The organism is Sphingomonas pollutisoli (assembly GCF_029167165.1).
Taxonomy (GTDB): domain Bacteria; phylum Pseudomonadota; class Alphaproteobacteria; order Sphingomonadales; family Sphingomonadaceae; genus Sphingomonas; species Sphingomonas pollutisoli.
The window spans coordinates 49,263-67,721 of sequence record NZ_JARFNJ010000009.1; the positions used below are offsets into that span (position 1 = coordinate 49,263).

Consider the following 18,459-nt stretch of genomic DNA (forward strand, 5'->3'; position numbering starts at 1 on the left):
TTCGTTGTTTTTCAACGATTTATAAATTCGAAGCGGCGGCAAATCTCCAAGCTCAAGTGGTTCGGGCGCAGGCATGATCCGCCGCGCCACGTTCCGGCAGCCGGGACAAAGGGACGGCAGTCGCCACACGCACCCAAGCGCGCGGCTGGATCTTTTTCGATTGATCCAAGTTTAGATCATCGCGCTTTGTGACGAATCTTCAAAGTCAACGATTTCGCGCGCCGGCGGGCGTAGTTTAGGATCGGTGTTTTCTGGCGAATGGCGGGCAAATGTCGGGCAACACCATCATATCCACGGGCAATGCCGGTCTGAACACGATCCTGAAGGGTGGATTGCCCGCGAGCCGGCTGTATCTGCTGGAAGGCGCGCCCGGCGCGGGCAAGACGACACTGGCGCTTCAATTCCTGCGCGAAGGCGTCGCTCGGGGCGAACCCGTCCTGTACATCACCCTGTCCGAGACCAAGGAGGAACTCGCGGTGGTCGCGGCCTCGCACGGCTGGGGGATCGACGATTTCGCGATCTTCGAGTTCGATTCGGCCGCGGAGATTCTCGGGGACACGCGCGATCAGTCGATCCTGCATCCGTGGGAAATGGAGCTGAGCGAGACCATCAAGCTCATCCAGGACGCGGTCGACCGCGTCAAGCCGACGCGCGTCGTGTTCGACAGCCTTTCGGAGATGCGGCTGCTCGCGCAGGATCCGCTCAGATATCGTCGGCAGGTGCTCGCGCTCAAGCAGTTCTTCGCCGGGCGCAGCGGCACGGTGCTGCTGGTCGATGACATGACCGGATCGGAGACCAGCCGCGATTCCCAACTGCACAGCCTCTGCCACGGCGTCATCACGCTGGAGCGGTTGACGCTCGATTTCGGCGCGGCGCGGCGGCGGTTGCAGGTGCAGAAGCTGCGCGGCGTCGATTTCATCGCCGGCTATCATGATTTCGTGATCCGCAAGGGTGGGCTCGATGTTTTCCCGCGGCTGATCGCGGCCGATCACCACCGCGACTATGCGGACGAGCCGGTGGCGAGCGGGGTGGCGGAGCTCGACGCTTTGCTCGGCGGCGGGCCGATGCGCGGCACCAGCACGCTGGTCACCGGGCCGGCCGGCACGGGCAAGACGACGATCGCGCTGCAATATGTCCACGCCGCCTGCGAGCGCGGCGAATGCGCCACGATCTACGAATTCGACGAGCGGATCGGAACGCTGCTGACGCGGGCGACGGCGTTCAGCCTCGATCTGCGAAAACATCTCGACAGCGGTTGCCTGCGCATCGAGCAGATCAACCCGGCGGAAATCTCGCCCGGGGAATTCGCGAGCCGGATTCGCGGCGAGGTCGAGGCGCGCGGCGCGCGGATGATCGTGCTCGACAGCCTCAACGGCTATATCGCGGCGATGCCGCAGGAACAGCAGCTCATCCTGCAAATGCACGAGTTGCTGTCCCACCTCAGCCAGCAGGGCGTCGTGACGTTCCTCATCAACCCGCAGCAAGGCTTGCTCGGGAATATGACGAGCAATCTCAACGTCTCGTATGTCGCCGACGCGGTGCTGCTGCTGCGCTTCTTCGAGGCGGGTGGGCGGCTCCGCAAGGCGATCTCGGTCATCAAGAATCGCGGCGGCCAGCATGAGGACGCGATCCGTGAGTTGCGTATCGACCCACGCGGCGTTCGCGTCGGGGAGCCCTTGACCGAGTTCAAGGGGGTGATGACGGGCACGCCCGAATATCGGGGCGGAGACGATCCGCTGATGGAAGACCGGCTTGAGCCATAGGCACGCCCCGCTCGGCCACCGGGTTCTGATCAGCGCGCCTTATGGGCGTGACGCCGAGAGCGTGTCCGCGCTGCTGGCGGGAGAAGGGTACGACGTATGCGTTCGCGGGAGCGTGCCGGACCTCGCCGCCGCGCTCGACGAACGAACCGGCGTCGTCCTCGTCACCGAGGAGGCGTTGCGGGGCGGCCTGGAGCCGCTGCAAGCCGCGCTGGCCGCGCAACCCGCCTGGTCCGACATACCGTTCATCCTGCTCGCCTCGCGGCGCGACATCGAGGGGCGATCGAGCGAGCGGGCGCGGCTGCGGATCGCCGAGGTGCTGTCGAACACGATCGTGCTCGAACGGCCGCTCGGCACCGCCTCGCTGCTGAGCGCGATCCGCTCGGCGATGCGGCCGCGCCAGCGGCAATTCGACCTGCGCGACCGGCTGCGCGATCTGGCGACCAACGAGGAACGGTTGCGGCTGGCGAGCGGCGCGGCGGACATCGGCACCTGGGAATATGACCCGGAACGCGACGTGCTGAGCTATGACGCGCGCTGCAAGGCGTTGTTCGGGCTGCCGGCCGATGCCGAGGTGACGTATCAGGGGTCGTTCGTCGCCGGGCTGCACGAGGACGATCGCGCGCGGGCGCTGGCGGCGGTCGAGCGATCACTCGATCCCGATGGCGACGGCCATTACAACATCGAATATCGCACGATCGGCTTGCAGGACGGAGTCACCCGCTGGGTGAATGCGCGCGGCCGCACGATCCGCGACGCCACGGGCCGCGTCCGCTTCCTCGGCACCGTCGTGGACATTTCCGCGCGCAAGGCGGCCGAGCGCGCGCTTGCCGAATCCCAGGAGGCGCTGCGGCGCGAGGGCGAGCAGCTCGACCAGTTGAACCGCACGCTTGAGCAGAAGGTCGCCGAACGTACCGCCGAACTCGAAGCCGAGATGGCGAACCGCAGCCGGATTGAGGCGGCGCTGCGGCAGAGCCAGAAGATGGAGGCGGTCGGGCAGCTCACCGGCGGCATCGCGCATGATTTCAACAATATGCTGACCGGCGTGATCGGCGCGATGGACATCATGAAACGGCGGCTCGCGAGCGGCCGGACCGACGACCTCGAACGGTTCATGGATGCCGCCGCCGCCTCCGCGCAGCGCGCGGCGGCCTTGACCGCGCGCCTGCTGGCATTCTCGCGGCGGCAATCGCTCGACACCAAGCCGACCGACGTCAACGCGCTCGCGCGCTCGCTCGACGATCTGCTGCGGCGCTCGATCCGCGAGAACATCTCCCTCGACTTCGCGCTGGCGCCCGGCCTTCCCTTCGCCGTGACCGACGCCAATCAGCTCGAAAACGCGATCCTCAACCTCGCGATCAACGCGCGTGATGCCATGCCCGACGGCGGGCAGCTTACCATCGAGACCGGCGTGGTCGAATTCGATGCGGCCTATGCGGCGGCGAAGCCCGATATCGAACCCGGCCGCTATGTCATGATCGGCGTGTCGGATACCGGCGTGGGCATGTCGCCGGAGGTGCTGGAGAAGGTGTTCGAGCCGTTCTTCTCGACCAAGCCGACCGGCCAGGGCACCGGACTCGGCCTGTCGATGGTCTATGGATTCGCGCGGCAATCGGGCGGGCAGGTGCGTATCCACAGCCAGCCGGGACAGGGCACCTCGGTGAAAATCTATCTGCCGGTCGAACAGGCTCCGCTCGCGCAAGGGCCGGACACGCCGCCGCTGGCGATCGACGGACACGGCCAGACGGTGCTGCTGGTCGAAGACGACCAATCGGTCCGCCTGCTGGTGGGCGACGTTCTCGAAGAATTGCGCTATCATACCATCGAGGCGAGCGATGCCGACGGCGCGCTGCCGATCCTGCGATCGAACCAGCATATCGATCTCATGATCTCCGACGTCGGGCTGCCCGGCATGAACGGCCGCCAGCTCGCCGAAGTTGCGCGCGAGCATCGGCCCGACCTGCCGATCCTGTTCGTGACCGGCTACGCCGAGAATGCCGCGATCCGCGCGGGATTCCTCGGCACCAACATGGCGATGATTACCAAGCCGTTCGCGATCGAGGCGCTGAGCGCCAAGATCGCCGAGATGGTAGCACCGTAAGAGGGCCGCTTCCCGTGCGGAGCGGTGGCGCGCATTGGCGCGACGGAGAGGGCTCTCCGCCAGCGATATCGCGCGCACAAGCCCACCATCCCGCAGCCCACGCGCCCTTTCCGCGGCGACGTGGGAAGGATCAGACGGTGGCGCGTTTGCGTTCGAGGAAGAAGCGCACCATTTCGCGCGACGCGTCGGGGCCGGCCGGGTCGGTGTAGGAGCCGGATGCGTCTCCGCCCGACCAGGCATGGCCGGAGCCCGCGATCGTCCAGCGTTCGATCAGCACCCTGCCCCGCCCGTCGGCGCTCGTCTCGCGCGTGTAGGAGCGCCCGGCCGGATTGCGGACGGTCTCGACCGTGGCGGTGAGCGGCGCCGGCGCGACGGCGGCGGCCGCCGCCACGATCTCGCGGCTGTTGATCTCGTTGACGGTCGCGTCGCGGTCGCCGTGGAAGGTAATGACGGGAACGAACCGCCGCCCGGTGTCCGTCGCGCGCGTGCCGCCGCCCCGCTTCATCGCGTGGAGCGCGCTCGGCAAGTCGCGCGCCACGCCGCAGGCGAGGCCCGAATGGATGCCGACCGCGGCATAGAGATCGGGATATTCCGCCGCCATGATCGCCGCCGCCGCGCCCCCCGCCGACATGCCCGCGACATAGACACGCGCGGGATCGGCACGTTCCTCGGCAATCACCTGACGGGTGACGCCGGCGAGCAGCGCCGGCTCGCCGCGATCACGCCGCTGATCGCCGGGTTTGAACCAGTTCCAGCATTTCTGCGCGTTGGCGGCTTGCGTCTGGCGTGGATAGGCGACGAGGAAGCCGTGTTCGTCCGCCAGCCGGTTCATGCCCGTCCCCCGCGCGAAATCCTCGGGCGATTGCGTGCAGCCGTGCAGCATCACGATCAGCGGCATTCCCGCCCTCGCCTGCGCGGGCCGGTAAAGCCGGTAGTGCATCGTCCCCTCCGGGCCGCTGTAGCTGCGCTCCTCGAAGCGCGCTTCGCGGCCGGGCGCGGTGGTCGTGTCAGGCGCGGCTTTCGTCCGCCCGAACGGGACGTTCTCGATCAACGTGCCGCCGGCCGCGCCTGCCGGAGCCGGCGCACCGCCGCCGCGCGTGAAGGCGGAGCGGAGCAAGGCGGTCGCTTCGAGCAGCTTGCCCGATCGTGTCAGGCGCAGCGCCTCTTCCATCGATGTCTTGAGAGCCATGTTGATATCCTTCGATGGTCAGGCGATGCGATCCGCGAGCGCGGCCTTGACGGCCGGCGTCGCGTGCAGCGCGCCGAGGATGGTGAGGGACGCGATCGTCGCCCTCGCGAGCTCCGGGGAAACCTCGGGATCGATGCTGGTGAGGCCGAGCACACGGATTTCGAGCACCTCGCCCGCATCGCGCACCGCCTCGAGCTGCGCGCGTGAGAAATAGCTGATGCCGAGATCGAGGCGCTTGCGCACGACCGACTTTTCGGCGGCCTGGCGATGGCGTTCGAGCTGGTTGCGGATCGCCGTGCGGATGAAGTCGGTGCGGTTCGAATAGAAGCCGTCGCGCACCATCAGGTCAATATGGCCGAGATCGACATAGCCGAGATTGATGGTGATCTTCTCACTGTCGGCCTTGGGCCTGAACTCGTGAACTTCCGCCATCGCAACCGCCCTACCATCTGTGTGGATGGTATATGGATGATTAGAGTCTATTGTGCAAGTGCGAGATGGTGACGGGTCTCGCAATGGCCGGGCTTTCGGCACCTTTGCGCCCGCAGCGGGTTTCATCCCTATGAAATCAAAGGGTGAAGATGACCGCCAGCCGCGACGAACTCGCTGAGCGACACCGCCTTCTCGCTGATTTCGGCGCGTTCGCGCTGCGTTGCGACGACCTTTCCGCCGTCCTTGCCGAAGGCTGCCGCATCGTCGCGCGGGCGCTGCGCACCGACGTCGTCAGGGTGGTAGAACTCGACGCGGATGGCGGCGCGGCGCGGGTCCGCGCCGGCATCGGCTGGGCGGCGGATATGGTCGGCACGCATCTCGACGCGGACGAAACCGCCTTCGCGGTGCGTTCGATCGGGCCGGAAAGCCCCGCCATGACGCAGGACACCGCCCCGCCGACCCGGTCCCTGCGCGCGCGGGGCGTGAGCGCGATCGTCGGCGCGCCGATCATCCTGCCGGGCGGCAAGCCCTATGGGGTGTTCCAGGCGCTCGCGCGCGCGCCAGGCGCGTTCGACCAAGAAGACATCGCATTCCTGCGCACCTATTGCGCGGTGCTCGGGCTGATCGTCGACCGGCTCTTCAAGATGGCCGCGCTGGAGCGCACCGACGAGCGTTTTCGGCTGGTCGTCGAGAACGCGCATGGCTTCGCGATCATCCTGTCCGATCAGGATGATATCATCACCGATTGGTTTCCCGGCGCCACCGAGGTGTTCGGCTGGAGCGAGGAAGAGATGATCGGCAGGACGATGGCCGACATCTTCACCCCCGAAGATCGCCTCAGCGGTATCCCGGAGCGCGAGAGCGCGGAAGCGCGCGCCAACGGCAAGGCGCCGGACTTCCGCTGGCACGTCACCAAAGGCGGCGGCCGCGTCTTTGTCGATGGCCAGACCATCGCCTTGCGCAACCCGGACGGAACGGTCGCGGGGTTCCTCAAGATCGGGCAGGATCTCACCGATCGCAAACGCAACGAGGAACGCCAGACCGTGCTGCTGGCCGAACTGCAGCACCGCGTTCGCAACGTGCTCGCGATGGTGGCCTCCGTGGTCAAGCGCGGCGACGCGGCGGTCAGCACGCAGGAGTTTCGCGACCGGCTGAGCGGACGCATCGCGGCGATGGCCCGCACGCAGGCGCTGCTGACGCGGGGCCCGGGCGTCGGCGTCGCGGTGGAGGGCATCATCCGCGACGAGTTGATCGCGCAGGACGCGGAGGAGAGCCGGGTCAAGGTCGCCGGGCCGCAGATCTCGCTGTCGCCCAAGGCCGCCGAAGTGCTGACGCTCGCCATCCATGAGCTTGCCACCAACGCCGCCAAATATGGCGCGCTGTTGCAACCGCGCGGCCGGATCACGGTAGGCTGGCGGCTCGATCGGCGGGACGAACGCGACTGGCTGGCGCTGGAATGGCGCGAGAGCGCGGTCGAGAACCCGGCGGACGCGGGGCATGGCCGGGGCTTTGGCACCGAACTGATCACCCGCCGCGTTCCTTATGAGCTGGGCGGCGAAGGCGAACTCACGGTCGCTGCGGATGGCCTGCGTTGCCGCATCGCCTTCCCGCTCGCCGCCGGCGACAGCATCCTGCAGACCAATTCGCCGCCGCTGCCGAACATACGGGAGACCGGATCGTGACCGCACCATCGCTTGAGGGCTGTTCCGTCCTCGTCCTGGAGGACGATTTCTACCTCGCCGACGATATCGCCGAGGCGCTGAGGCGGGCCGGCGCCCGCGTGCTGGGCCCGTTCGCAAACGCGGCGGGCGCGCTCGCTTCGCTGCGCGGCGCGCGCCCCGATCTCGCCGTGCTCGACGTCAATCTCGGCGCCGAGACGAGCATCGAAGTGGGCCGCGGCCTGCGCGGGGACGGCGTGCCGATCCTGTTCGCGACCGGCTATGACGCGTCGGCGCTCCCCCCGGACCTCGCCGATGCGGCCTATCTGCCCAAACCAGTCAACATGACGGCGCTGGTGTCCCGGCTGCGCGACTTGCGCGGCGAGCGTCAAACGCTTCCGCTGCGCACCCCATGACCAGTCAAGACGCTGATCTGGTCGGCATCTGAACTCTTTCCGGGCTATTTTGCGTAGGTCCATCTCGGTATCAGCGCCGAAGCCACTGGCATGCTGATCTTTTCGGCCCGCGCGGTGATAATCTTGTCGGCACCGGTGTAGATGCTGATGATGGCCCAGCAGACCACGGATACGAACGCGCCGCGCGCCGGCACACCTTGGGGAACGCATGATGCCCGAACTCTATACGCTGCGCCTGCAATGCCCCGATCGCCCCGGCCTTGTCGCGCGTGTCGCCACCTTCCTGTTTGAAAGCGGTGCCAACATCGTCGATGCGCAGCAGTTCGACGATGCGCTAAACGATCGCTTCTTCATGCGGGTCGCGTTCCGGCCCGGCAGCGACGCGGGCCTTGATGCGGTACGCGCGGCATTCGCGCCGATCGCGGGCGCGGCCGGGATGGATTGGTCGCTCAACGATCAGCGCAGCCGCAAAAAGGTGCTGCTGATGGTATCCAAATGGGACCATTGCCTGGGCGACCTCCTGTACCGCATGCGGCTGGGCGAGCTGCCGATGGAGGTGGTGGCGATCGCATCGAACCACCCGCGCGAGGTGCTTCACACGTCGCTGATGGACGCGATTCCCTACCACCACCTGCCCGTCACCCGCGAAACGAAGGCGCAGCAGGAAGCGCAGATCAAGGCGCTGGTCGAGGAAACGAGAGCGGAATTGGTCGTCCTGGCGCGTTACATGCAGATACTTTCCGACGATCTCGCCGCTTTCCTCTCCGGTCGCTGCATCAATATCCATCACAGCTTCCTACCCGGTTTCAAGGGCGCCAAGCCCTATCATCAGGCTCACGCCCGCGGCGTCAAGATGATCGGGGCCACTGCACATTACGTCACGGCGGATCTGGATGAAGGACCGATCATCCTCCAGGACGTCGAACCGATCGGCCATTCGGACACACCTGACGAATTGGTGCGCAAAGGCCGCGATATCGAGCGCCGTGTGCTGGCCGAGGCGGTACGGCTGCATCTCGACGATCGCGTCTTCCAGAATGACGGGCGTACCGTCGTCTTCCGGGGCTAATCGCGGCAGCACGGACCGATCGGCGCGGGCTCGGGCGCTGCGCGGCCGGGCGAACCCGTATCGAGGCCGAACCGCTGGCTGCAAACGGCATCCGGCCGGCGACAGCGGATAGACATGGTGGCATCCAGCCACATTTCGCCGGACTTGGGAGGTTGCCCAGAGGCACAAGCCAGGGAGAAAACGCAAAAAGCCGCCCTGAGGTATCTCGGGCGGTCATGGGCGTGTGGTGATTGGTTGCGGGGACCCGATGCCCCGTCAGTATAACAGTCTTCGGTTTTATACTGACGATGGTTGCGGGGGCTGGCTTCCCCTGTTGGTATAACATTGTTTCCCGGAGTTATACCGACGTTGGTTGCGGGAGGGCGCAGTCCCCGTTGGTATAGTAGTAGTTGCCCTCCGCCCCCGCCTTCCTTGCTTACAGCATTGAGAATTCCCATAAGTTCTCCGCACAACTCGGCGTAAACCTGCCCGCGGTCGGGGCCGGGTGAGATAATGATTTTCCCAACGATCGATCGAATGTCCTGGGCTACCTCATCACGAAGAGCCGGATTTTTCAGCGCCTCAATCAGATATGCGACGCGCCGCCGGTATAGCTCAGCGACGTTCGGGTGAATGTCCGGAACCACCACCGAATGTTCGACGTGTCGATGCTGAAGCTCATCCCGCTGTTGTTCGAGATCGCTCAATCGCGCCTTCATGGATGGCTGATACATGCCATCCTCAATCGCAGAGAGAATTCCTGCGATCGCGCGTTCGACCTTGTCCAAACTGCGGCGGTCCAGTTCCGCCTGAGCACGCTGTTCCCGGTTAGCGGAATTGATTTGCTCAATGTAGCTGGCCACGGCCTGCTTCACCGCATCCGCAGAAACTAGGCGCTCCGATATTCCGTGCAACGCACGTTTCTCCAGCATCTCACGCCGGATTGTACGATTGTTGCTGCAGGTACCTTTTCGAAAGTGGTTGTTGCAGCCGTATCGATCATTCACGATGATGGTACAGTTCCCCCCGCAAACGCCGCATTCTATCATTCCCGAAAACAGGAAGACGGGCCGATGCAGGTCGCGAAGTCTCTTTCCCTTTGAGACCCGGATACCGTCCGCAACAGCCTTATAGCGCTCTCCGATTTCGTCCGCCCGCTGGCGCACGGCCTGCCACAGTTCGTCAGTCAGAATGCGCAATTCGGGCACATCCTTCTTGATCCATTCAGATTCAGGGTTGGGCCTGGAGACCCGCTTCCCAGTCGACGGGTTTTTGACAAATCGTTGCCGATTCCAAACCAGAACGCCGATATAGAGTTCGTTGTGAAGGATGCCGGTCTTGCGCGCCGCATGTCCCCTTATTGTCGTGTCCGACCATTGCTTGCCAAATGGTCCGGGAACGTTGTCACGGTTGAGATCCCACGCGATCGCGCGGGGGCTCTTGCCATTGGAGAACTCTCGGAAGATCCGTTGAACGACCAGAGCTTCCGCCTCGTTGATCGACCTCTCGCCACGAACAAGTTCGCCGCTCGCATCGACCCTCTTAAGCACATTGTAGCCATAGCAAAGGCCACCGCCCGATTTGCCCTTCTCGACTCGCCCCCTTAGCCCTCTATGCGTTTTCTTCGCGAGATCCTTGAGGAAAAGAGCATTCATCGTGCCCTTCAGCCCTACATGCAGCTCCGATATCTCGCCTTCGGCGATGGTGATTAGCCTCACGCCGGCAAACTGGAAATGCTTGTACAAGGTCGCGACATCAGCCTGATCTCGGGAAATGCGATCGAGCGCTTCGGCAAGGATCGTGTCGAATTTACCGAGTTGCGCATCCTGGAGCAGCGATTGAATTCCCGGTCTCAGAATCACGGAGGCGCCAGAGATTGCTGCATCCTGATAGCTTCCGATGATGCGCCATCCTTCCCTTGCGGCCTGATCGCGGCAAATGGCGAACTGGTCGTCTATCGAGGTCTGGCTTTGCATATCGCTCGAGTATCGGGCGTAAAGTGCAGTACGGGTCAAGATGCGTCTCCGGTCGATGGTGCCGGCCTGGTGCGATAGGCTGCATGCCAAGGATTTAGGGTCCGAACGTTCATCCCTGCGGCCTCTTTGGCATTTCGGGTAACGAAGATGAGATTCTTCGATGCTGCTGTCGCAGCAATTAGCGAAGCGGTGACCGAGTGAATGTCGTCATTTCCTACGGCGCTCCAAGTGTCCGCCACCTCACCATCGACCGACAGGAGCCTGTCCTCGAAGCTTTCCTTTGCCTCGTCTAGCCAATCTTCGAAGCGGAATGCTGATTCAGGATCTATCTCGCGCAAATCCCTTGCTTGCCGACGGAGTTCACCCAAGCTGAGAACGCTAAGAAACAGCCTGTTTGATTCCGTCTCGTTCAGAAACCGCTCCACGTTCGGATGTATCGGCGCTCTCCGGGTCTCGAACAGCACGTCGGTATTCAAGAGGAAGCTGTCATTGTCTTTCAACCTTCCCCCTCCCCTCTTGCGTGGAATGCCGAGTCAGGTGACGCAAGGTTTGCCTTGGGACCTCCCAACAGCCATTCCTTGAAGTCCGGCCTCTGGGACGTCATTGCCGAGTAGTCAGCAGCAGAGAGCAGCACCGCACGAGGTCGGCCGTGGCGCGTGATCATCTGAGGCCCACGCAGTTGAGCCGTTTCAATCACCTCGCTGAGTTGGTCCTTTGCTTCCTGAAGTTGCCAGGCACGCATATCCAAAGCCTCTGCCATTTCGGCTAGAACCATAGCTCAATCATCCTGTTCGTCCAACAGGCCATCGCGTATTTTTGACACACCGGTTGTGCGACCCTTCCGCGCCATCTCCTCCTTGGCAAGATGCCGGCCAATCGCTGCTGCTATACGGAGGATCCGCTCGTCCAGATCGTCCGCGGGGCTCCGCGAAACCTGTGGCTCGTCGCTCGAGCCGTTCACTGCGGCTTCCTCTGAGCAAGCGGAGAGGAACTGCTTCCCTGGCGTTGGGATAAGGGTCTCAGCGGAAGGGGTGAAAACACGTTCGTCCCGAACCTTGAAACCAGGTGCCGTGCGACGTTCCTACGATAGCGTTCTTGCCGCCATGGTGTCGGGCTATGATAAGCGCCGACGGCCTGCCAATAACTTCCACTGGTGCGCAACCCCGACAGGAACAGCCACTTGGCCGCCTGCACATTGAAGCACGGGTCGTTGATCAGCCAGTTGCGGACGAGGCCGGGATCGCGGTCGACCAGAACAGAAAGTTTGGCTACCCAGGAGCTGTTCACCTGGAGTGGACCGAGGTCATGTGTGCCGTTGCTGTTCGGTACCTCAGCACCGATCCATCCGGCTTCCTGATCGCGCAGACCCCAAAGCGTTTTTTCAAGCCATGCTCTGCCCACCGACGCGAATTGAATACATCGGGCGATCTCACGTTCCCCGGTGGCAGACCTGACCGGACGAGAGTCCGCTACAGCTGAACCGGATAGTAGGACGAGGCCCGCTACGAGCGCCGGCAAGGCATAGGGCCACGGCCGCCAGCGAGGACGCGAAACGGGAAGTCTCATATGCGCTTCCCCCTGACCAAGACGGGTTCACCGCGAATGAGGGCAAGAAGCTGGTCACCAGATATGATCTGGATATGAGGATGACGATTGAGCAGCGTTCGGGTGGATGGTCCGGTTCGTCCGGTGTGAATGAAAAGCCCCGGCATACTCTTTACGGCACATAGCTGCGCGAACGCGTCAACATGTTCGGGCCGTATCGTATCTGTGTAGCGCTTTGCCTGGACGAGCCAGACCCAGCCGCAGATTCTTACCTTCCCATCAATACCTCCATCGCCGGTGTAGCGCTGGTTTCGGACTACTTCGATCGCGCGACGCTCAAAACATTCCAGAAGCAGTTCCTCGAAAGCCAAGGGATCCATGCGGCGCAACCGGGCGAAAACAACTGCCGGAGGCTGGGAGCGATCGCGGCCCTGCAATTGCCGGCACATGATGCGTGCCTGTCGACGTCGCCATCGGTGTTTGACCGGAATGCGGGAACCACGAAGGAACCAGAGAAGGAGCAGAGCCCCGACGACAACAAGCCATATAGCTCCATCAGCGATCATGACCGCCTCCGTGATCCTGGGAAGGAGCGTGGGCAGGTTCGGGAGCCGGCTGGGGCGCCGTCGCGGCGGCGCGCCCATCGTCCCGATCATCGCCTCGATGTGAACTTCGGTCGAGTAGGGACACGACCCACCGGTCCATGAAGGACGCAACCGACAACGCGCGATCGGCGATGCGCTCAGCCAATCCCGAGGGCTTTGCACTCTCTGTAGATTCACGTTGCGCCGCCGGCTTGTCCTTACGCTCCTCGCGGTTGACGCGTTGTTGGTCGCGGAGCCTATCCCAGCGATCGGCGTGGCGGGCCGACCGGCCCTTCACGCTGTCCCGTTCAATCCGCCCCAAGCCCTGGAGCGACGAAGTCTTCTCGCCCGAGCGTTGTTTCAACTTTTCGACCAGTCGCTTCCGGTTCTCCGTCCAGAGCTTCGCGCCAAACCTTGCGCGGGTGATGGCCGTGTAGTAATTCTGGCCGGTGACTAGTGGTGAGTTCACCGGAGCGAGGACATAGACCCGATCATAGGTCTTGGACTGCGCCGAATAAACGGTCTCGCCATAGCCATGGTCCCAGTTCTTGTGCCGGGACAGGTCGATCTCCTGGATCCTGCCGTCCCGATCCCAACGAATTGTCGCGAGCGTGCCGTCGAGGCGCTCCACGGTCCCGCGCTCGGCATTCTTGAGGTCGAGGGTTCGGTTAGCCAGACGCCACTGGATGCGGTCGCCGGCAGCGAGCTCGCGCTTCTCTTCCCTGAACACATTGATCTGGGAGGCTCGGCCCAAACGAGGATCCCACTGGATGGTCCGGCCATTCTCATCCGTCAGGACGATAGTCTGGCGCCCACGCGCGTCGCGTCCGACGCCGGTCACCTTAAATTCTGCGTCGCGGGCGATCCCGAGGTTGGCATTGTCGCGAGAGAACACCACGACCTGACCCCGGGAATAGAAGCGCGCGAAATGTTTCTCCTGGTCGGTCATCCCCGTGGGAGAAAGGATCGAGAGCCGGGCTTCCTCGGCCGCAATGGCGCCCTCGGTCTTCAGAGTCTCACGGACCTTGGTGTTGACGATCAGACGGCTCGCGTTATCGAGCACGAGGATATTGGTCTTCGCGCGTTGTTCGGGACTGAGCCTTGTCCAGTCGGCGACCAGCCACTCCGCGAGCTTCTCGGTGCTCTCGCCCGTTGTGACGGCCTCGAGCGCCTTGAGGGAGCCCTCATAGTTCTGGAGACGGGCCAGCCGGACGGCCTGCATGATCCGCTCGTCCTGCTGACGGACCGGATCCTTCAACTCCGCCGTTGGCATGCCCAGGCGCATCATCAGCCAGAGGGGCTTGCCCTGCTCGATCGCCCCCGTTTGCCGGGTGTCTCCAAGCAGGATGAGGCGGGCACCGGTGGTTCGGCTGATCTCGAGCAGCCGGGTCGCCTGGCGATTGCCAAGCTGGCCAGCCTCGTCAATCACCAGGACATGGCTGTCGTCGAGCTTTGCCCCGCCGGTGGCAAGCAGACTTGCGACCGTGCGGGACTCGATATTGGCCTTTTGGCCCAGCTCAGCGGCCGCCGACGAGGTGGGAGCGAGTGCGATCAGGGTCGCGTCTTCCCCGACCGCCTCGCGCAACGCGCCTATAATCGTTGATTTACCGGAGCCGGCAACGCCGTGCACCGCGACAACCCTGTGGTTGGTAGTTCCTATATGCAGAAGCGCCGTTCTCTGCTCGGGCTTGAGATTGCGGGCGATGCCGGCATCACGGAGGGCGTCGACCGTCGCGAGAGGCCGCGCATCATTGAGGGCAAGCGCAAGATGATCCGACAAGGCCAATTCCAGGCGGGCCGTCTTTCGGGTGGTGCGTCCGCGCGTATGGATTTCGTCACCGGTGCGATGCCGGGTCTCCAACAATTTCGCGCGCGCCTGATGTTCCTCCGCGACGGGGCGGATGTCGGAGAGTCGGACCTCGCCGACATGGGACGCCAAGGCCGTCTGCAGCAACCGTCCGAGGTTGTTGACCGCCTCCTTGCCCTCGGATTGGCGGATGCCGAACAGCATCGCTCGCGCCGCCGTCTGAGGCTCGACGTCGAGCTTGCGCTCCCCGACTTCCTCTGCGGTCGTCCTGGTCTTTCTTACCGCCTCGGCATGGAGACCAAGCCGGACATCCCATTTCTGATGCAGGTCTTCCAGCGACACTTTCTGCTTGGGACCGCGCGTGAGGTAGAAGGACTGCTGCCGGGCCGCCTGCCCGGTCAGGCCATTTTCCTTCGCATGCGCGTCAATCTGCTCGGCGCGCTGGGACATGTCGGTGATCAGATTCCTGGGGACGCCCCTGATCTCGAAAAGGCCGCCCCGCGGGTCGAACTCGACCTCATAGCCAAGCTCCCTGAGGAGGTGCGCCAGCTCGTTACGATAGACCTGCCCGGCAGCCATCTGCTCGGCGAACATCGCTCGCGTTTCGAGGCTGACCTTGAGCGAGCCGTCACGCTCGTCGGTGATGTTCATGACGACGACATGTGTATGGAGATGAGGGTCCAGCTCGCGCGACGCATGCTCCGTGAAGCGCGCGTAGATCAGCCGCCCGGTCGTTTTCTCGGTGACCTCACCGTTGACGCGGTGGCGCATCGTTGCGTGCTCTTCCAGGTAGGAGAGCGCGACGCCGACCGCCTCTTCATGCGCCTGGACGATCCGGTCATCGCCGGCCACGAGCGCCATGATCGACACGGACTTGGGCGCGTTGACCGCGAAGTCCCAGCCGGGATGATGCTGAATTTCGCCATTTGAGCGGCGACGGCCCAGTTGCTGATCGCCAACCTTGCCCGCCAGCAATTCCTTGAATACGGCTGGATCGACCTTGCCTTGGAGGCCGAGTTCGGCGGCAAGCTTGCCACCCCATTCGGAATGCTCGTCGGCGCCTTTCGAATAATAGTCTCCCACAGTGTAATATCTGGCGATGTTGGCGGGCTTCCCCTTGAGGCGGATCGGGTTGATCATGCCGGCTTCGCCGCGTTACGCGCCCCGCCATGGCGACCGTGCTGACTCAGGCGGAAGCCGGCTGGTTTGCCGAACAGTTCAAGTGGAGGCGTAGAGGATGCGGGTTCCTCCCCCCGCTGCGGATCGGAAGCGGGCGCGGATTCGTCCCGTTGGGTGTCGTCCGGCGCTTCCTCATCGCCCGGCGGAGGCGTCAGAGGCAGTTCGGCTTCGGGGGCCTTGGGTTCGGGGCGGCGCCGTTTCGTGGCACCTGCCTTCGGCTTTGCCTGCTCCGCTCGCGTCGCCGGAGCTGGGGGCGTCGGCGGAACCGTAACGGCCAATCGTATGGGTGGTGTCCCGCGCTCCTCGAATGCCTCGGCGACAGAAACGACCTTGTTATAGCCGTCCTCGAACCGGACCACGGGAAGGTTACGCCCGAACCGCAGATAGCCCATCAGGTTCGGCAGATTGGTGACCTCGGTTTGCATCACCAGGGGCCGCGTCACCTGCATGCGGGAAAGGTTCACGCCGTCGCGCATGTCGTTCACGCCATAGGACATGCCCTCATTGGCCTCGACCTGCTCGACCTGGCCGAGATTCTCGCTGACATGCTTTGCGGTCGGGGTGTCGTTGGCCCTGAGGGCGACCCAAGTCGAACAATAGCCGGTGATCGCCGCGGCATCCTGGATCCCGTAGGTTGCCTCGAGCTGAGGATAGCTCTGGAAGCCGAGGATGCCGCAGCCGCCATATTTCCGGGCGCGGGCAAGGAAGTCGCCCAGCGACGGCAGGCGCTGGAGGGTCGGAAGCTCGTCGATGACGCAGTAGAGGCGTCGATTGCGGTCGGGCGTCATGCTCATGATCGCGCTGATCGCGATGTCGAGCCATACCGTGATCAAGGGGCGCAGTGAGGGAAGCTGGTCCGCTTTCACGGTGATGAAGAGCCAGCTGTCGTCTCTCTCGTTGGCAACCCAGTCGCGGATCGAGAACCCGTCGGCGGTGTCGTCGAGATAGGAGAAGCTGCGCATGACGGAGGCGAGTTCGGCCTGGATGCCGGCACTGGTCCGCTCGCCCTCGGTGGAGATAAATGCCGCCGCATCGGTGCCTGCGGCAAAGGCGGCGAGGTCCTTCAGTTTGGAGCGCAGCAGCGTGTCGAGCAGGATCGACACAAGGGTGCGCTCCTGACGCGCAAGCTTCCGCATCACAGCAACCAGCGTTCCGCGCGCCGCCTTGGCCCAGAAGGGGTCGCCAGCCTTGTCGGGGATCGTGGACTCGGCGATCTGGTCGTAATGATAGTCCCGCGGGACATCGACCCAGGGTGACCAGCAGTCGGCCCTGGCGTCGAGGGGATTGAGCAGCACGTCGATCCCGGGACGATAGAATTTCTCCACGAAGGTGCCGGCCGTGTCGTAGACGATGGCGCGGCGCTTCCGCTTCCGGATGCCGTCGAGCATCTTGACGATGATGTTGGTTTTGCCCGTGCCGGGAGCACCGCAGATCAGGATGTGTTCCGGCTCGAAGGCATCGGGCACATTGACGCCCCCGATTTCGAAGCTGCCCTTGGCATGACGCCAAAGCGCCCGGCGGACCTGCCGTACCGTGCCGAACCGCGCGCCGCGCAGGAACTGGTTGGAGCCGAGCCCCCTTCCCGTCCGGGTGAAATAGAACCAGGCCCATGCCAGCATGGCGAGGGCGAATATTCCCGCAATGGCGGCGCCGTGGAGTAGGTAAGTCTCGAAAGCGGCAAGCGTCTTATTGGCGAGGCCGGAATCCAGGAGTGCCTTGGGGCTGGTCCAGTACTGCTTACCTTCAGGCGTCTTGAACAGGATCGGGGTGACGTTGCCCGGAACGGCATCGCCCATGAAGGCGGCCTGGCCGAGCTTCAGAAGGACGAAGCGCTCATATTCGGATGACTTCTCGAGGGCATACCAGATGGTGCCGCCGATCCAGATAACGAGCCCGGCAAGAACGGTCTGGTAGAAGACCTGGGTAGTCATCCGGACGTTATGGACGATCGCCTGTCCGCCCCGGGTCCAGGAGCCGAGCGTGTCGTGGCGGAAGATGCTCATGGCCGATCCTGCTCGGGATTGAGCAGCCCCCTTTCGCGGAGAAGCCGGCGCGCTTCGCCCAACCCCTTCTGGAGGATGTCGGGCGATCGTTCGCCAACCGACGTGGCAAGGATGGCGAAGGCCTGGATGGCCGTCGCATGAAGCTCATCGAAGCGAGCGTGATAACCCGAAGGATCGCTTCCTTCGAAGCGTTCGAGAATGTCGCGACAATAGGTCGCTGCCCCGAGACCGGCATTGCGCGCCTGGACAGTAAGGCGCGCATAGAGGTCATCGTCTATGCGGATAGTGATGCGTGCCAAGCGGCGGACTCCTTGTCCGGCACGCCAGCAACGTGGTGAAGCGAGGTCGTTATACTCGATTTACGCCGCGATCTCAACAGTTTATCAAAACTGCCGGTGGCAGCCATTAAGTGCCAAGGCAGATCAATCGCTTAGGTCAGTTGTTGCCTTGGCCTGGCTGCCAGTGGCAGCCGATCAGTGCCAAATTGGCCGCCATCCTGTGCCGGCCGAAAATGGCGGAAATGCGGGCGATTCGCGCCCGCAGCACCCGTGCGTGGGGTGCATTACACCCGCCTCCGGCGTGCGTCTCCCCTCCGCAGCGCGCTTGCCCGCTGCGCCCGTCGATTCTCGTCGGTGGGGAGCTTCCCCAGCCGGGTGTCTGTGGTGGCGCAATCATGGTCCCGATGCAGGGAAAGCATTGCATGGCGTTGGTCCTTCATGGATATTGGGTGGTGGCGGGCAGACCTCCTTGAGCAAGGAGTC

14 protein-coding genes are annotated in these 18,459 nt (G+C 63.8%); 5 read left to right on the forward strand and 9 right to left on the reverse strand.

Annotated elements, in window-relative coordinates; genetic code table 11:
• Positions 1 to 269 precede the first annotated feature (269 nt).
• On the forward strand, positions 270 to 1,763 hold the full coding sequence (locus tag PX554_RS18850) for an ATPase domain-containing protein (protein ID WP_275504020.1): 1,494 nt from the start codon (positions 270 to 272) through the stop codon (positions 1,761 to 1,763).
• Positions 1,753 to 3,861, forward strand: coding sequence for an ATP-binding protein (locus PX554_RS18855; protein ID WP_275504021.1), 2,109 nt, complete (start codon positions 1,753 to 1,755; stop codon positions 3,859 to 3,861). Before PX554_RS18850 ends, PX554_RS18855 begins: the two co-directional genes overlap by 11 nt.
• Positions 3,862 to 3,991: 130 nt before the next feature.
• On the opposite strand, the gene PX554_RS18860 is transcribed toward PX554_RS18855, so the two are convergent.
• Entirely contained in the window at positions 3,992 to 5,050 is a 1,059-nt protein-coding gene (locus tag PX554_RS18860; RefSeq protein WP_275504022.1) for an extracellular catalytic domain type 1 short-chain-length polyhydroxyalkanoate depolymerase, read from the reverse strand.
• Positions 5,051 to 5,068: 18 nt separating this feature from the next.
• Positions 5,069 to 5,482 (reverse strand): CopG family transcriptional regulator, encoded by a 414-nt coding sequence (locus PX554_RS18865; protein WP_093221588.1) that lies wholly within the window; start codon positions 5,480 to 5,482, stop codon positions 5,069 to 5,071.
• Between the two features lie 149 nt (positions 5,483 to 5,631).
• Here PX554_RS18865 and PX554_RS18870 point away from each other — a divergent pair, with 149 nt between their 5' ends.
• The 3 genes from PX554_RS18870 to purU all read left to right on the forward strand — a co-directional run bounded on the left by PX554_RS18870 (position 5,632) and on the right by purU (position 8,625).
• Positions 5,632 to 7,164: a sensor histidine kinase gene (locus PX554_RS18870; protein WP_275504023.1), complete on the forward strand. Its 1,533-nt coding sequence runs from the start codon at positions 5,632 to 5,634 to the stop codon at positions 7,162 to 7,164.
• Positions 7,161 to 7,556, forward strand: coding sequence for a response regulator (locus PX554_RS18875; protein ID WP_093221594.1), 396 nt, complete (start codon positions 7,161 to 7,163; stop codon positions 7,554 to 7,556). The genes PX554_RS18870 and PX554_RS18875 overlap by 4 nt, the downstream gene beginning before the upstream one ends.
• Before the next feature lie 211 nt (positions 7,557 to 7,767).
• On the forward strand, positions 7,768 to 8,625 hold the full coding sequence (gene purU / locus PX554_RS18880) for a formyltetrahydrofolate deformylase (RefSeq protein WP_275504024.1): 858 nt from the start codon (positions 7,768 to 7,770) through the stop codon (positions 8,623 to 8,625).
• Here the strand turns inward: purU and PX554_RS18885 are convergent.
• The 7 genes from PX554_RS18885 to PX554_RS18915 all read right to left on the reverse strand — a co-directional run bounded on the left by PX554_RS18885 (position 8,622) and on the right by PX554_RS18915 (position 17,997).
• Positions 8,622 to 10,619, reverse strand: a complete 1,998-nt coding sequence (locus PX554_RS18885) for a recombinase family protein (RefSeq protein ID WP_275504025.1) — start codon at positions 10,617 to 10,619, stop codon at positions 8,622 to 8,624. The genes purU and PX554_RS18885 overlap by 4 nt on opposite strands.
• Entirely contained in the window at positions 10,616 to 11,080 is a 465-nt protein-coding gene (locus PX554_RS18890; RefSeq protein ID WP_275504026.1) for a PIN domain-containing protein, read from the reverse strand. Before PX554_RS18890 ends, PX554_RS18885 begins: the two co-directional genes overlap by 4 nt.
• On the reverse strand, positions 11,077 to 11,355 hold the full coding sequence (locus tag PX554_RS26695; RefSeq protein ID WP_420833466.1) for a type II toxin-antitoxin system Phd/YefM family antitoxin: 279 nt from the start codon (positions 11,353 to 11,355) through the stop codon (positions 11,077 to 11,079). The genes PX554_RS18890 and PX554_RS26695 overlap by 4 nt, the downstream gene beginning before the upstream one ends.
• A 787-nt stretch (positions 11,356 to 12,142) precedes the next feature.
• Positions 12,143 to 12,691 carry a restriction endonuclease gene (locus PX554_RS18900; RefSeq protein ID WP_275504028.1) on the reverse strand — a complete coding sequence of 183 codons (549 nt, stop codon included), beginning with the start codon at positions 12,689 to 12,691 and terminating at the stop codon, positions 12,143 to 12,145.
• Complete coding sequence (gene mobF / locus PX554_RS18905; RefSeq protein WP_275504029.1) at positions 12,681 to 15,656, reverse strand: MobF family relaxase; 2,976 nt, start codon at positions 15,654 to 15,656, stop codon at positions 12,681 to 12,683. Before mobF ends, PX554_RS18900 begins: the two co-directional genes overlap by 11 nt.
• The gene (locus PX554_RS18910) at positions 15,653 to 17,698 is read right to left on the reverse strand and encodes a type IV secretion system DNA-binding domain-containing protein (protein ID WP_275504030.1); all 2,046 of its coding nucleotides are present in this window, start codon (positions 17,696 to 17,698) and stop codon (positions 15,653 to 15,655) included. The genes mobF and PX554_RS18910 overlap by 4 nt, the downstream gene beginning before the upstream one ends.
• On the reverse strand, positions 17,695 to 17,997 hold the full coding sequence (locus tag PX554_RS18915) for a hypothetical protein (protein WP_275504031.1): 303 nt from the start codon (positions 17,995 to 17,997) through the stop codon (positions 17,695 to 17,697). The genes PX554_RS18910 and PX554_RS18915 overlap by 4 nt, the downstream gene beginning before the upstream one ends.
• Positions 17,998 to 18,459 lie beyond the last annotated feature (462 nt).